General features: G+C 39.8%; 15 protein-coding genes. 7 read left to right on the top strand and 8 right to left on the bottom strand.

The window, feature by feature from the left end:
• Positions 1–9: 9 nt before the first annotated feature.
• The gene (locus ABJE44_RS05085) at positions 10–306 is read right to left on the bottom strand and encodes a metalloregulator ArsR/SmtB family transcription factor (protein WP_348111342.1); all 297 of its coding nucleotides are present in this window, start codon (positions 304–306) and stop codon (positions 10–12) included.
• Positions 307–434: 128 nt separating this feature from the next.
• Here ABJE44_RS05085 and ABJE44_RS05090 point away from each other — a divergent pair, with 128 nt between their 5' ends.
• Both ABJE44_RS05090 and ABJE44_RS05095 read left to right on the top strand, forming a co-directional pair.
• Positions 435–623 (top strand): DUF2892 domain-containing protein, encoded by a 189-nt coding sequence (locus ABJE44_RS05090; RefSeq protein WP_348111343.1) that lies wholly within the window; start codon positions 435–437, stop codon positions 621–623.
• A 3-nt stretch (positions 624–626) separates the two neighbouring features.
• Complete coding sequence (locus tag ABJE44_RS05095) at positions 627–971, top strand: rhodanese-like domain-containing protein (protein WP_348111344.1); 345 nt, start codon at positions 627–629, stop codon at positions 969–971.
• A gap of 27 nt (positions 972–998) precedes the next feature.
• Here the strand turns inward: ABJE44_RS05095 and ABJE44_RS05100 are convergent, their stop codons facing one another.
• The 5 genes from ABJE44_RS05100 to ABJE44_RS05120 form a co-directional block, all read right to left on the bottom strand.
• Positions 999–1,436, bottom strand: a complete 438-nt coding sequence (locus ABJE44_RS05100) for an MOSC domain-containing protein (RefSeq protein WP_348111345.1) — start codon at positions 1,434–1,436, stop codon at positions 999–1,001.
• A gap of 14 nt (positions 1,437–1,450) precedes the next feature.
• Positions 1,451–2,326, bottom strand: a complete 876-nt coding sequence (locus ABJE44_RS05105; RefSeq protein WP_348111346.1) for a hypothetical protein — start codon at positions 2,324–2,326, stop codon at positions 1,451–1,453.
• A 28-nt stretch (positions 2,327–2,354) separates the two neighbouring features.
• A complete protein-coding gene (locus ABJE44_RS05110) occupies positions 2,355–3,707 on the bottom strand; it encodes an MATE family efflux transporter (RefSeq protein WP_348111347.1) in 1,353 nt (450 codons plus the stop codon).
• Between the two features lie 104 nt (positions 3,708–3,811).
• The gene (gene moeA / locus ABJE44_RS05115) at positions 3,812–5,032 is read right to left on the bottom strand and encodes a molybdopterin molybdotransferase MoeA (RefSeq protein WP_348111348.1); all 1,221 of its coding nucleotides are present in this window, start codon (positions 5,030–5,032) and stop codon (positions 3,812–3,814) included.
• A gap of 125 nt (positions 5,033–5,157) precedes the next feature.
• On the bottom strand, positions 5,158–6,018 hold the full coding sequence (locus tag ABJE44_RS05120; protein WP_348111349.1) for a TraB/GumN family protein: 861 nt from the start codon (positions 6,016–6,018) through the stop codon (positions 5,158–5,160).
• A 410-nt stretch (positions 6,019–6,428) separates the two neighbouring features.
• Here ABJE44_RS05120 and nirB point away from each other — a divergent pair, with 410 nt between their 5' ends.
• From nirB to ABJE44_RS05145, 5 genes are all read left to right on the top strand, one after another.
• Positions 6,429–9,017: a nitrite reductase large subunit NirB gene (gene nirB / locus ABJE44_RS05125; protein ID WP_348111350.1), complete on the top strand. Its 2,589-nt coding sequence runs from the start codon at positions 6,429–6,431 to the stop codon at positions 9,015–9,017.
• Between the two features lie 11 nt (positions 9,018–9,028).
• A complete protein-coding gene (gene nirD, locus ABJE44_RS05130; protein ID WP_348111351.1) occupies positions 9,029–9,376 on the top strand; it encodes a nitrite reductase small subunit NirD in 348 nt (115 codons plus the stop codon).
• 3 nt (positions 9,377–9,379) lie between these two features.
• Positions 9,380–12,130 (top strand): nitrate reductase, encoded by a 2,751-nt coding sequence (locus ABJE44_RS05135; RefSeq protein WP_348111352.1) that lies wholly within the window; start codon positions 9,380–9,382, stop codon positions 12,128–12,130.
• Entirely contained in the window at positions 12,130–13,071 is a 942-nt protein-coding gene (gene cobA, locus ABJE44_RS05140) for a uroporphyrinogen-III C-methyltransferase (protein ID WP_348111353.1), read from the top strand. Before ABJE44_RS05135 ends, cobA begins: the two co-directional genes overlap by 1 nt.
• Before the next feature lie 92 nt (positions 13,072–13,163).
• Entirely contained in the window at positions 13,164–14,219 is a 1,056-nt protein-coding gene (locus ABJE44_RS05145; RefSeq protein WP_348111354.1) for a glycosyl transferase family protein, read from the top strand.
• A 73-nt stretch (positions 14,220–14,292) separates the two neighbouring features.
• Here ABJE44_RS05145 and ABJE44_RS05150 read toward each other — a convergent pair whose 3' ends face one another.
• Together ABJE44_RS05150 and ABJE44_RS05155 are read right to left on the bottom strand one after the other, a co-directional pair.
• Positions 14,293–14,601 (bottom strand): hypothetical protein, encoded by a 309-nt coding sequence (locus tag ABJE44_RS05150; protein ID WP_348111355.1) that lies wholly within the window; start codon positions 14,599–14,601, stop codon positions 14,293–14,295.
• 11 nt (positions 14,602–14,612) lie between these two features.
• On the bottom strand, positions 14,613–14,990 hold a 378-nt coding region (locus ABJE44_RS05155; RefSeq protein WP_348120669.1), incomplete at its 5' end, for a YHYH protein.

Below are 14,990 nucleotides of genomic sequence, written 5' to 3' on the forward strand. Positions count from 1 at the left end.
ATGAAGGAGTTATACGTCACAGAAAAACTCGTACATTTTTTCAATAATTTGTTTTACACGAGTATCAGTAACAGAATAGTAGATACTCTGTGCGTCTCTACGTGTTTCCACTAAATCATGTTTACGTAAAACGGCTAAGTGTTGTGATAACGCTGACTGTCCTAAAGGAATGTTCTGATTTAATTCAGAAACGCTGCGTTCTTCAGAAATTAATGTACATAAAATCATAAGTCTATTTTTGTTAGCTAATAATTTTAGGAAGGCTTCAGCATGACCTGCGTTACTAGATAGTTGATTCAGATCCAATTTTATAACCTTATTTTTAAGTGTGAATCATGCCATTATAAATATTATATAAGAAAATGCTAATATAAGTTGATTCTAATATTAGTAAAGTCTAATATAACATCAAGATTGAAGAGGAGAGTAAAAAAATGAAATTACATGCTGCTTTACGGTTAATTGCAGGGACATTGCTCTTAATATCGCTAGCGTTAACCTATTGGGTCCATCCAAATTGGATATTTTTCAGTATTTTTATTGCTGCTAATTTAATTCAATCGGCATTCACATTATGGTGTCCTATGAGTACCATTCTCAAAAAACTAGGTGTTCAGGAGTAAAACATGCTTAAAGCCATTCCAGATTTGATTGTTGAAGTAAAACAAAATATTCGCTGTATTGAAGCGAAAACGGCTGCTGAGGAACGAGCAAAAAATGGTGGTTTATTGATTGATGTTCGTGAACCTGCTGAGCACCAGGCTTTTCCAGCTGAAGGAGCGATTAATATTCCAAGGGGATTGCTTGAAATGAAAATGATGGAGCTTGAGAAAGATCCTGCAAGAGCTATCTATTTACACTGTGCTACTTCTGCTCGTGCCGCTCTGGCTGCGGAACAATTACAAAGAGTTGGTTATGAAAATGTGACGGTTATTACGTGTAAGATGGATGAAATCCAACGATGTTTTTAGGAAAAAGCCAGTGGGAGATAGTTGTATTTAACCTACAATTTTGATCTTATCGCCTATCTTGACTCTACCATCAGCGATAACTTGGCAACAAATTCCACCTCGCCAGTTTGGCATAAGAGCTTGAGTCAAGCCTGGGTATTGCTGATCCATTCTTGGACAAGGGTCGGCTTCTCGGGTAATGAGCAATATTAAATGGCCTATCTTAATTAGTTTTCCGACCATATCTTTATTAAAACTAACGCCAGAAACCAATAGATTTGCCCGCCGGAATGCCCATGGAAGATCAGCCTTTATCTCAGTGCAAGCTAAGTCCCACTGCTCTTGACTCAATATAGTTACCTGACGTTTACCAGGTTTGCCTCGAAAGTCACCATCAAGCCCAGCAACTCTTGTGACCATGACTTGATCTAACGTTTGCATTGGGGCTTTAGACTTTATGCGGATAGCTATATTGAGCAACTTCATAGATTTAAAACCGTTTAACCTTGTTGTAGCGCTTCAGGAATAAATTTAGTTTGAATAATGTGCTTAATATGCCCATGTTCATCCTCTGGAGTGAAGTCTAAGATGGCATTTAAAAATTCATCAGTAACATAAAGTTTTTTTAAAGCTTGATTTACTTGGGTTACAAAAGCTTGGCTAGCTGTAGTGTTGTTACACATTATTCTGCCAAACATATATGGGGGCGAGCCTTCGATAGGATAAGATCTTAAAGTTTTTGCCTCTTCAGGAAAATGAAGAAATACAGTAGGATAATATATAATATAGTCCACTCGTTTTTTTAAAAACATCCCAAGAAAGGCTTTATTAGGGCTTTCTCCTGAGATCATTATTTTTGAAATAGGGTTAATCTCTTCAATTTGTTGGTCCAATTCGAAGCCGTAAGACTTACCTGACATTAACAGCAAATTAGCAGCATTGGTTTCATCATTAAAAAAATTGCTAATAGAAGTTAATCTGCCTACTTTATCTAAAAACCTTTCATCGATAGGTTTACTGGATTTATGTTGGTACAGTTTAACCCCTAAGAAAATGTCCGTTGGGGTGCTAAATATATATCGATTTGTTCTTTCTGGCGTTTGTAGTCGATAGAAAGTACAGGTTGGTTGTTCTGAATCAAGAAAATATTTCATTCTTAGGTCTGGAATTATAGAAATTTTGGGTATCATTTTGATTTGATTAAAAATTAATTGATACGTTGCCTCATGCATATTTACAGGCTTACTGTCCTTTTCGAAAAACGTTTTAAATGATTCAGAATCAATGATGAAGTGTATAGGCGCTGAATTTACAAACCCGCTTACACATAATATAAAAGTGAAAATTAAGACTCGCAGCAAACTTGGTAAGTTCATGAGTGATTTATTACCTTGCATTTGGTTTTTATGCAAAATCATTTAATGGATATTTTTGAATATACCTCAACCTTAATCCTAATAAAACGGCTGCTGTTGTTAAGCCGCAGATAAAACCAATCCAAAAGCCAGCAGCAGCCATTTTAGGGACTATCCAGTCAGTTAAGCCCAAAATACAACCTATGGTCATACCCACACCCCAGTACGAAATAAAGCTTAGGTAAAACATGGCTGCTGTATCTTTATACCCCCTCAAGGCATGACCAGATATAACTTGTATTGCATCAGAAAACTGAAACATAGCAGCAAATAGTAATAAGCTTGATGCGAGATCGATTACCTCTTGATCAATACTGTAAAGCCTTGATATTGGACCACGTAATAGAATGGTAGTTAAAGCAGCAAAAGCTGAAGTACAAAATCCTAAGGTAAAGGCGCATTTTATTGCTAATTTTGCTTGCTGGGGTTTTTGTTCACCCAATAAAAATCCTATGCGGATACTGGTAGTTATCCCTATACTCAGCGGGATCATAAACATTAACGCTGAAAAGTTTAATGCCACTTGGTGAGATGCAACTATAGTGGCGCCAAAAGGGGCTAACAATATTGGCACTGCAGCAAATAATGTCACTTCACACAAGATAGTCAGGGCAATAGGCACACCTAGCTTTAGGTTATTCCACATATCTATTAGCTGAGGTCGGTACACTTTATGATACAGGTTAAATTTAGCTAATTTACTCGACTTAAAAGTATAAAACCAAGTGGCAAATAACATGGCAACAAATACCAACCCAGTGGCAATACCACAGCCAGCACCTCCCATTTCTGGTAGTCCAAACTTTCCATAAATAAGAACGTAATTTGCGGGTATGTTTATCAATAAGCCAATTACCATAATAAGCATACTGGGTTTAGTAACCGACAGGCCTTCACAGTAGTTTCGGAGGACTTGGTATATGGCAAATGCCGGCATTGAATACAAAATATATTGAATGTAATCGATGGTAATGTTGCGTAATTTCGCGTCCATATCAATAAACTTTAATAAAGGTTCGAAACCAAAAGAAAACAGCAGTGCCAAGACAGAAATACCAAAGGCTAACCAAATCATTTGTTGCGTAACATTAGCCACTTTATCTAGTTGTTTAGAGCCATTAAAACGAGAAATTATTGGTGGTAGCGCTAAGGTTATTCCTTGTATAAAAACTAAAACAGGAAACGTAAAGCCAAACCCAATGGCTACAGCGGCCATATCTGTTGCAGAATAGCGCCCAGCCATAATTGTATCTGACACACCCATTAAGGTTTGGGTAATTTGCGCAATTAAAAGCGGCCAAGCAAGTTGGATAATAGTTTTAAGCTCTTGTTTAAATGCCACTAGTGTCTCTTTATTAACGCATTTTGTAATTAAGCACCAAATGGTAATTGAATCAGTCATTTACATCTGGTTTATGTGAATATGTTTAGGCTTAAATTTGTGAGTTAAAATGGTTGAATTTTGACTGTATTGCCTTGTTCTAGATTACCTGAATCTTGATCCAATAGTATATAACAGTTTGCATTGGCAATTGAACTCATAATACCCGAGCCTTGCTTGCCGTTTGGCTTGACGACCAGTTCACCATTGTTATCACGATAAAATATGCCCCTTTGATAATCAGCTCGCCCGGGGCGTTTATAAATAGTACACGCAGCCTTAGCTACAAAGTACTGTGGTGTTTTAGGATTTTCACCACACATTTGATTTAATAGAGGCGTCACTAGGGTTTCAAAGGTGACATAAGATGAAACCGGATTACCGGGTAAGCCACAAAACCAAGCGTTGTTTAATTGCCCAAAGGAAAAAGGTTTCCCTGGCTTTATGGCTACTTTCCAAAAGTTTATTGTACCCAGCTCATCTAGAATGTCTTTCACATAATCAGCTTCACCAACCGACACGCCACCACAAGATAGCACTAGGTCACAATGGTTACCGGCTTGCTCAAAGGTGGTGCGTAACTCTTCTTTATTGTCTTTAATAATACCAAAATCGAATACTTCAACCGGAAAAGAGTGGAGCAAGGCACTTAATGCGTAACGATTACTTTCGTAAATCGCGCCTTTTTGTAATGGCTGTCCGACAGGTGTTAGTTCATCACCTGTTGCGATTAGTGCCACTTTAACGTGGCGAATAACGGCAACTTCTGATACCCCAATTGATGCAAGTAATGCTAAATTAGCAGCATTAACTCGCGTGCCTTTACCGATAACTATTTGCCCTTTTTTAATGTCTTCACCGGCTTTACGAACGCTATTTCCAACACTCGGTTTTTGTTTAAAAGTGATACGTTTACCATCAACCTCAGTGTTTTCTTGCATCACAACTGAGTCAGTACCCTGTGGTATAATAGCGCCTGTCATTATCCTAATACACTCGCCACTAGATACCAGAGCATCATAAGGAGAGCCAGCAAGAGCGGTACCTACCAAAGTTAGGTGTTCGGTTGTATTTAAATCTTCACTGCGTAACGCGTAACCATCCATGGCGGAATTATCTGCAGGGGGCACGTTAATTTTAGACAAGACATCTTCAGATAGTACTCTACCTAGTGCATCTTCTAAATCTACCCATTCGCTCTCAAGGATGGGGGCGACAATTTTAAGCATATTTGAAATGGCGGTTTGTACGGGCAAAAGACCTGGGGTATCGCAGGTGTGTATCATGACTAATTAACTACATTTTAAGGTATGGATATTATGTAAAGACTATCGCAAAAACGCGATAAAAGAGATATAAAATTAAAGTGCCGCTTTGACCGCAACACTTTACTTATATCGACATGGATAACTTACATTTGTTCTATTGTATAACCCTTGGCTTGTAATTTAGTCAAAATACCATCTGGACCGGCTAGATGTAGGGCTCCAACTAAAATTAACTCAGTGGGTTCGTCTTCCAACATAGAAACAATTTGTGGAAACCAATTTTTATTGCGGGTAGAGATTAAGTCTTCATAAATAGCAGGGTAGTCTGCTTTAAATGGATAAATTCCCACATCAGCCATAGCCGACATATCACCTTTAGACCAAGCTTTATGAAGTTTACCAAAGGTATCTTCCATAGTTGCAATATCTTTAAGGGTATAATCAATCATTGTACTTGGATCGTCATCCCCCATATTGGTTAAAAACTGCAATTGTTCATCTGGTGTTTCAAGCCATGCTTGAGGTTTGCTGTGGCCAGTAGCTAATTTAGAATAAAATACATCTACCCCTTCGCTGGTGTAACCCATGGCATTTAATTCCATCATACTTAATGTAATAGCTATCATACCTGGTTTATAAGCACCTAACGCCTGTATGGGCACACCTTTAGATGATAAAAATACCACTAATGCTTGATAGGTATCTGCATCTAATACTTTATCTATGGTTGTACCATCACTATAGGTCATTAAGCTCATCATTTTTTGAGCAAACTCTGGTTGTCGAACTGCAACCATATCGGTCTCAAATACCACCTTATTACTGTTTTGATAGGCAATATCGTACTCTTTTGGTAGTGGGTAATCATCTGGGGTTAATATATGAATAGTACCACCTATATATAAACTATGAGTTTTTGATGAAACTTTCCATATAGATGCAGCGTGAATATTGAATGCGAAGAGGAGTAAAAAAATACTAGATAAAGCTCTAATAAATGTCATGTAAAATTATATCCGATGGCTCAAGTATTGTGTAATTGCATCAGAATACTGGTTTTATTGACCATGTGCCAACTCAAATAAGTAAGCCGATGAGAAATTGCCTCTATATTTAATTGGTGTTTATTAATACCCGTACTTTTTGTGCGCTAATATGGTGCTGTTGCACTAAATTATTGAAGATATTACGTAATTTCATGGAGGGTTTTTCTATAAGTTGTTGTTTTTACTGGTTATAAAAGTTGGCATTCTTAATGCTTCGTGATTTATAGAAAATTATAAAATTAATTTAAATTCGTTTGCTTTACATAAATGCGTGTAACAGCAAATCGGCAAAGAAGCCCACAAATTCGTCAAATTTGATGAAATTAGTGGGTTTTTTTTTGCTTCAAAAAAAGGCCAGAGGTGACCCAATGTCAAGTTTGATAAATGCAAATGACGCACAAAAAATGCGAGTAGTGGTGGTAGGTAATGGCATGGTAGGTCATTACTTTGTTGATGAGTTAATCAAGGCGAATAAAGCTGATGATACTCAGATAGACGTAACGGTTTTATCAGCCGAGCCAAGGTTGGCATACGACCGTGTGCATTTATCAGAGTTCTTTAGTGGTAAAACCGCTGACGAGCTTGCCCTAACAACGCCAGAATACTATGAGCTAAGTAATATAAAGTTTAAGTTGAACGCCAAGGTTATCAACATTAACAAGCTTGCTAAAACCGTTACCACTGAATCAGGTGATGTTTTTGAATATGACAAATTAGTATTATCTACTGGGTCTTACCCATTTGTACCACCCATCCCAGGTAATGATCAACCCCACTGTTTGGTTTACAGAACCATTGAAGATTTAGAAAACATTAGTGCGTCATCTGCTGTGAGCAAAGTTGGTGTGGTTGTGGGTGGTGGCTTGTTAGGTTTAGAAGCAGCCAATGCCCTTAAAGAAGCGGGATTACAAACGCACGTTGTAGAATTTGCACCGCAATTAATGGCGGTACAAGTTGATGCCGGTGGTGGGCGTTTATTACGTAGCAAGATTGAGAACCTAGGGGTGCAAGTACATACACAAAAAGCCACCCAGGTTATCGAGAAAGGTGACGTATGCCGTTATAAAATGGTGTTTGCAGATGGCACAGAGTTAGAAACCGACATGATTTTATTCTCTGCTGGTATTCGTCCATCTGATGCGTTAGCCAGAGAGTTTGATATAGAAATAGGCCCCCGTGGCGGCATAGTGGTTAATGACCAATGTTTAACTAGTGATGCAGATATTTATGCTATTGGTGAGTGTGCCCTTTGGAATAACTTTATTTTTGGCTTGGTTGCGCCGGGCTACACTATGGCAAGAGCCGCTGCGAGTCATATCGTTGGTGGTGATCTGACTTTCCAAGGTGCTGATATGAGTACCAAACTTAAGCTAATGGGGGTTGAAGTAGGCTCAATAGGTGATGCCCACGCTAAGACCGAAGGTGCATTATGTTATACCTATGAGAATCAACCCAATGAAGTGTACAAAAAGATAGTGGTTGATGCCGAACAGAAGAAACTTCTTGGTTCGGTATTGATTGGTGATACCAGTGATTACGATACTTTATTGCAATATGCATTAAACGATATTGATTTGCCTGCTAACCCAGAAAGTTTGATTTTGCCTTCAAGTGGTGATGCACCAGTAGGCTTAGGCCCTGATGCCTTGCCAGATACTGCTACTATCTGTTCATGTCACAATGTTTCAAAAGGCGACATTATTGAATCTGTTGACCAGGGAGCCTGTGATGTGAGTTCTGTAAAATCTTGCACTAAAGCTGGCACTGGTTGTGGCGGTTGTGCGGCCTTGCTTAAGTCTGTTGTCGACTGTGAACTAGAGAAGCGAGGAGTTGAGGTAAAAAAGGACATATGTGAACATTTCGCTTATTCGCGCCAAGAATTGTTTCACCTAATAAAAGTTGGCGGCATTAAAACGTTTGAAGAGTTGTTAGAGAAACACGGTAAAGGACTTGGGTGTGAGATATGTAAACCTGCTGCAGGTTCAATACTGGCATCAGTATGGAATGATTACGTACTTAAACCTGATCATGTCAGCCTGCAAGATACTAACGATACCTACCTTGGAAACATGCAAAAAGATGGTACTTACTCAGTTGTACCTCGTATGCCTGGCGGAGAAGTGACTCCAGAGAAACTGATTGCCCTTGGTGAAATTGCTAAAGAATACAAACTGTATACAAAAGTAACAGGTGGTACTCGTATTGACTTATTTGGTGCGCGTGTCGACCAGCTTCCTGATATTTGGGAGAAACTTGTTAAAGCGGGTTTTGAGACAGGACATGCTTATGCAAAAGCTTTACGTACTGTTAAGTCGTGTGTAGGAAGTACTTGGTGTCGTTATGGTGTTCAGGATTCAGTTGGCACAGCTGTAGATTTAGAAAACCGTTACAAAGGCCTTAGGGCTCCTCATAAAATCAAATTTGGAGTATCAGGTTGCACCCGTGAATGTGCTGAAGCGCAAGGTAAAGATATAGGTGTGATTGCCACCGAAAACGGATGGAACTTATATGTTTGTGGTAATGGCGGCATGAAGCCACGCCATGCAGATTTGTTTGCTACAGATTTAGATACAGAAACCTTAGTGAAGTACATCGACCGAGTTTTAATGTTTTATGTTCGCACAGCAGACCGTTTGCAGCGTACTTCGGTTTGGATGGAAAACCTTGAAGGTGGCTTAGAGTATGTGCAGAAGGTTGTCATTGAAGATTCTCTTGGTTTAGGCGCTGAGCTTGAAGCTTCAATGCAAAATGTAGTTGATACCTACCAGTGTGAGTGGAAATCAACCATTGAAAGTGAGCAATCTTTAAAGCGTTTCCGCCAGTTCGTTAACAGTGAAGACAAGGATTTGAATATTGTATTTGTTGAAGAGCGTGAGCAAATTCGCCCCGCTACTGAACAAGAGAAGTTGGAATTTAGCGAAGAACAAGTTGAAAAGCTTGCGACGGAATTGGTTTAAGGAGACTCACAATGACTACTCAAAATAATTGGATAACGGTTTGTAGTGATGCCGACCTAGTTAATAACTCAGGTGTGTGTGCCTTAGTAAACAAGCAACAAATTGCTATTTACAAAATTAAAAGTGGCAACGACGAACAGGTTTTTGCCTCAAGTAATTGGTGCCCCTTTGGTAAAGCTAATGTTTTATATCGTGGTTTGCTAGGCTCGGTAGAAGATAAAAAGGTGATTATCTCTCCTTTGTATAAGCAAAGGTTTTGTTTAGAGACAGGTGCTTGTTTAGATGACGAAGAAGTTAACCTTAGGGTTTATCCTGTTCGGATAGAACAAAATCAAGTGCAGTTGCAGTTGGCAGAATAATTTATGTCCACTAGCTCATCTAAAGTCTGTCCTGCTTCTTTAGCTACCACTACTTGTCCTTATTGTGGGGTGGGGTGTGGAGTGGATGTGAGTCTTGATTCAAGTGGCAATTTGTCTTCTGTAACTGGTAGCTCAGATCACCCAGCCAATTTTGGGCGCTTGTGTGTTAAAGGCAGTAAGTTGCTGGAGACCAATACAACTGATGGGCGTTTGCTTAATCCCACCATAATGGGAGAGCAGGCAAGTTGGGAAGAAGCCATAGAGCACGTTGCCAAAAAATTTAATGAAGTTATAGCTGAGCATGGGCCTGATTCAGTTGCATTTTATGTTTCAGGACAGTTATTAACTGAAGATTATTATGTCGCTAACAAATTAATGAAAGGGTATATCGGTAGCGCCAATATCGATACTAATTCCCGTTTATGCATGTCATCAGCCGTAGCTGCCTATAAGCGCGCGTTTGGTGCAGATGCTGTACCCTGTTGTTACGAAGACTTAGAGCAAACTGAGTTATTGGTACTAGTGGGCTCGAATGCTGCTTGGACTCACCCTGTGCTGTTTCAACGAATTGAACGGGCTAAAAAAATTAGCCCTGATATGAAAGTGGTCATTATTGATCCTCGACGTACCGCCAGCGCAGAACTCGCTGACTTGCACTTGGCGATCAAACCGGGAACAGATGTCGCTTTGTTTAATGGTTTAATCCATTACTTGTCGAATGAAGGTGGTTTAGATCAGGGTTACATCAATACTTATACTCAAGGTTTTGATAGTGTTTTAGAGTCTTGTCAATCTTCTACTGTTATTGAAATTGCTAAGACCTGTGAAGTCTCTGAGGCTGATTTAAAGAACTTTTATCAACTCTTTTTCAATACAGACAAGGTAGTTACCGCTTATTGTATGGGGGTCAATCAGTCCACGTCAGGTACTGATAAGGCTAACAGTATTATTAACTGTCATTTAGCCTCTGGCAAAATGGGTAAGGCAGGCTCTGGACCGTTTTCATTAACCGGTCAGCCAAATGCTATGGGTGGTCGTGAAGTGGGTGGACTAGCAAATATGTTGGCTTGTCATATGGATATTGATAACCCAGAGCACCGTGAAACGGTACAAACCTACTGGGATTCACCATCTATTCCTACTAAAACTGGTTTAAAAGCCGTAGACATGTTCGAAGATATTAACCAAGGTAAGGTAAAAGCTGTGTGGATCATGGCCACTAACCCTATGGTGAGCATGCCAAATAGACAAAAAGTAGCAGACGCATTAGCAAGATGTGAGTTGGTGGTGGTTTCTGACTGCGTAGCGAAAAATGATACATTGAGTTTTGCTGATATTACATTGCCTGCTACCGGCTGGTCTGAGAAAGACGGTACAGTGACTAATACTGAAAGGCGTATATCAAGGCAGAGAGGCCTGATGCCAGCGACAGGTGAAGCCAAGCATGATTGGCAGATTATTTGTGAAGTAGCCAAAGCAATGGGCTTTGATTCAGGTTTTAATTTCAGTAAACCAAGCGAAATTTTTGCTGAATATACAGGCTTAACCACTTTCAATAATAATGGCACCCGAGACTTAGATTTGTCTGGGTTATGTAACTTATCTGACAAAGATTATAATCGTTTAAAACCCATCCAGTGGCCTGTAACATTAGGTGGTGATGCTGAACAACCTAAGGGTACAAAGCGTTTATTTACAGATGGGAAGTTTTATACAGCCAGTGGTAAAGCGCAATTTATAGGGACTAGTTATACGCCACCTGAGCAATTAACCTCTGACGATTTCCCGTTTGTTTTAAACAGTGGTCGTGTTCGAGATCAATGGCATACTATGACTCGTACTGGAAAAACCGCAGAGTTAACTTCACATATCGGCAGACCTTATTTGGCTATACACGCTAAAGATGCTGATAACCTTAATTTAAAAGATAATGATCTTGTAGAGCTTAACGCTGCTCATTTAACTACTGCAGACTTAACCGTTTGTCTACCAGTTAAGATAGATAATAACCAAAGGCAGGGTGAGTTGTTCGCGCCAATCCATTGGAGTGCAAGCAATAGCTCTAGCTCAAATATTGCAGCTTTGTATACTGATGCTAATGACAAAATATCAGGGCAGCCAGAGCTAAAGCATGCTGCTGTAGCTCTTGAAAAAGTAGAGTTTGCCCATCAAGGACAGTTGTTTGTGCAGCAAGACTTGTCTATTGCACTTCTTAAGCAAGCGTTTGAATATTTTGTTACCACTCCATTTGAGAAAGGGACGCTAGTTTGTTTTGCAACCAACAAAGATTTATCTGCACTAAGGACTTGGCTAGTCAATAACTTCCCATTATTTGAGGAGTGGATTGGGGCTAATAGTCAGGTATTTAGCAGTACCTGTGGGTTACGTGAAGGGGAGTTGGTGCTTTCAATGGGCACAACTAATACTTCGTTAGAGTTAGACCAAAACTGGATCAGCAGTTTAATCGGTGAGCTAAACGTTAAACCTGAACAATTGCATGGCTTGTTGAATTTACAGCCTGACGAAAGCTTTAAGCAGGGTAAGTTAATTTGTAGCTGCTTTAAAGTGGGTGAAAACACCATTATTGATGCAATTAAACAAGGTAATTGTAGTGTAGATGGTTTAGGAGCCACTTTAAAATGTGGTACCAATTGCGGTTCATGTAAATCTGAACTTAGCCAACTCATCACTCAACATAAGCCAAGTAACCTGCCGGTAGATCAAGAGCAACTGATTACGCTAGAGGCCGTATAATGAATACAAATAAATCAGTCAGTGATCCAGGTGTTATCACTGCGTTGCAGAAAGTATCGAATTTGATTTTTAGAAATATTGAGATGCTGGCTAGTACGGCTAAGTTTAAATTTTTTGATGGCAAGTCTATTTCTAATACGTCGCTACGTTCAGATAAAGGCCTTGTATATTTAATTGGAGCAGGGCCAGGTGATGCAGAACTATTAACGTTAAAGGCGCATAGGTTAATACAGGAAGCTGATGTTGTGATGTACGATTGGCTAGTTAACCCCGATATAATCAAGATGATCCCTGCAAAAGTAGAGCGAATCTTTGTTGGGAAAAAATGCGGCAATCATAGTATGAAGCAAGCTGATATTTGTGATCTAATGATTGAAGTCGCACAGACAGGGAAAAACATCGTTCGTTTAAAAGGCGGTGACCCAGCCATATTCGCCAGAGCAGGTGAAGAGTGTGACATGTTAGCTAAACACCAAATCGATTTTGCCATCGTTCCGGGTATCACTGCGGCATCGGGTGCCTCAGCTTATGCCGGTATTCCATTAACCCATCGCGAATGTGCTCAATCAGTGCGGTTTATTACTGCTCATTTGAAATCTGCTAACGCAGAACCAAACTGGTCGGCATTAGCTAACGGTGTCAAAGGAACAAACAATACAGGCGAAACCTTAGTTTTTTACATGGGCCTAAAGCGTATTGAAACTATAATGAAACGTTTAGCTGAGAATGGCTTGCAGGCAAGCATGCCTGTGGCCGTTATTGATCAAGCATCAACAAGCCAGCAAAGGTTGTGCGTCGGCACTCTTGAAAATATTACTCAAAAAGTGCTTGAAGCTGATTTTAAGGGGCCAGCGGTAACCATAGTGGGTGAAGTCGTAAACAAAAGACATAATGTAGATTTATCATTGCTGTCAAAAGCAACTAGACAGGTAAATGCATAAGAAGTTATTTTTACGTTTTGAGTTAATAATTCTTTGTTGATGCTTATAAACTCAGTAAAATTCCCCTCCATTTTTTTAGTCGATAGAGTTTTATGACCAACACAGAAGTAAAGTTTAAAGATTTTATTCGTATTATTGGTCGAGGCCAAAGGGCAGGGCGCACTTTAACCCAATCAGAAGCGAAGCAAGCCATGAGTATGCTGATTAATGGTGAGGCAACACCAGAGCAACAAGGTGCATTTTTGATGTTGCTCAGAGTACGAGAAGAAACGGCTGAAGAATTAGCAGGTTTTACAGAAGCATTTCGGGGGTTTAATTCTGAGTCGTTACAATTATTATCTATTGATTTAGATATGGGGTGTTATGCCGGTAAACGCCGTCATTTGCCATGGTTTTTACTTGCAGCTATGTTGTTAGGGCAAAACGGTAAACGGGTATTTTTACACGGTACTCACGAGCCAGACTCTAAGCGTTTATATTTAAAAGAAGTATTGCCTCAATTAGGTTTTGATATTTGTGAAAGTTCAGAGCAAGCACGAACTCGGATAAACTCCTTTGGTTTCGCTTATATGGACCTGAAGTCAATCAACCCACAGCTTGATAGGATCGTTCAACTCAGAGATTTATTTGGTTTACGCTCTTGTGCAAATACCCTGGCTAGACTACTAAATCCCTCAAATGCTACTCATAGCTTACAGGGGATTTTTCACCGTAAAGTGGATGAAAAACACCAAGAGACCGCAGCCTTATTAGAGGATAAAAACACCTTATGTTTTAGAGGTGAGGGTGGCGAGTTAGAGTTTAACCCCTTGCGTGACGTGACTTTTTTCATTAACAGAGGCACAGCTAAATCCACAGTCGATATACCTAATACCTTAGACACCTATGTGACTAAACCAAAAGAGTTAGACCCACTTTGTTTAGTAAGTGTTTGGACGGGGCAAACTAAAGATGATTATGCCGAGCATGCACTATTAGGTACCTTAGCGAGTATGCTAATACTAGTGGATAAACTTGATTGGGAAGCAGCCTATGCTAAGGCTAGTCGTATGTGGGAAGCGCGTGTTAAGGCTTGGCCTGTGACTTTACCTAGTACTAAAAGCGATGCAGTGACCTTTGACACTAGTGGGAAACATTACGTCCATTAGACGTATCCCTTAAATATGTGAGGCTTTACCTTATAAAAACAGAGTCAGTAAATACAATACTGACTCTGTTTACTCATTTATCTAACTTGCTAGGATCGTTAGTCTGAAGTTCAGCTGGTTGCAATTCTTCTGTTGTAAACAAAGTAAGTTTTTCTAAATGAACAATTGGTTTATTTCGTACACACATCAAAGCGCCACTAAATACCTTACAATTACCTATGTAACGGTCGTTATGGCTATTAGTATATTCACAAGTGTCATCTTTTTCGGCCTCTTCACAAGCTTGCCAAGGTAATTCATCACCATGACCATTGTGGGCACTAACCGATAAAGAAAGTAAACCTAAGCTTAGAGCTATTGTCACGCTTTTGAGTATCTTCATTTTGTTACCTACTAGTTTGCCGTCTCACCAGAGAAACAACCAATAAACGTATTCTCACCTGGGCCTGCTGAGTGGTAATGGTAGCCACGTACGTCATCAGTTTGTCCTCGACAACTGTCTAAATCAGTAGCCTCATCGCCATTTTCATCAAGCATACCGTAGATGGCAAAACCGTCCATTGCATAACCAATCATGCCAGCATGGCCATCCACTTCAAACTCAATGGCTGGGCAATCTCCATCACCATGATTTGCACCATGATAATGGTAACCAGCTACAGGGTTAACATGGCCAACACAATCATCAAAAGCTGCAATGGTATAGGCGCTAAGGATCGCCTCTGTTGGTGCCGCTGCAGCCATATTGACGCCATTTAAAGCCACACCCGT

Source organism: Paraglaciecola sp. (assembly GCF_039942875.1).
GTDB lineage: Bacteria > Pseudomonadota > Gammaproteobacteria > Enterobacterales > Alteromonadaceae > Paraglaciecola.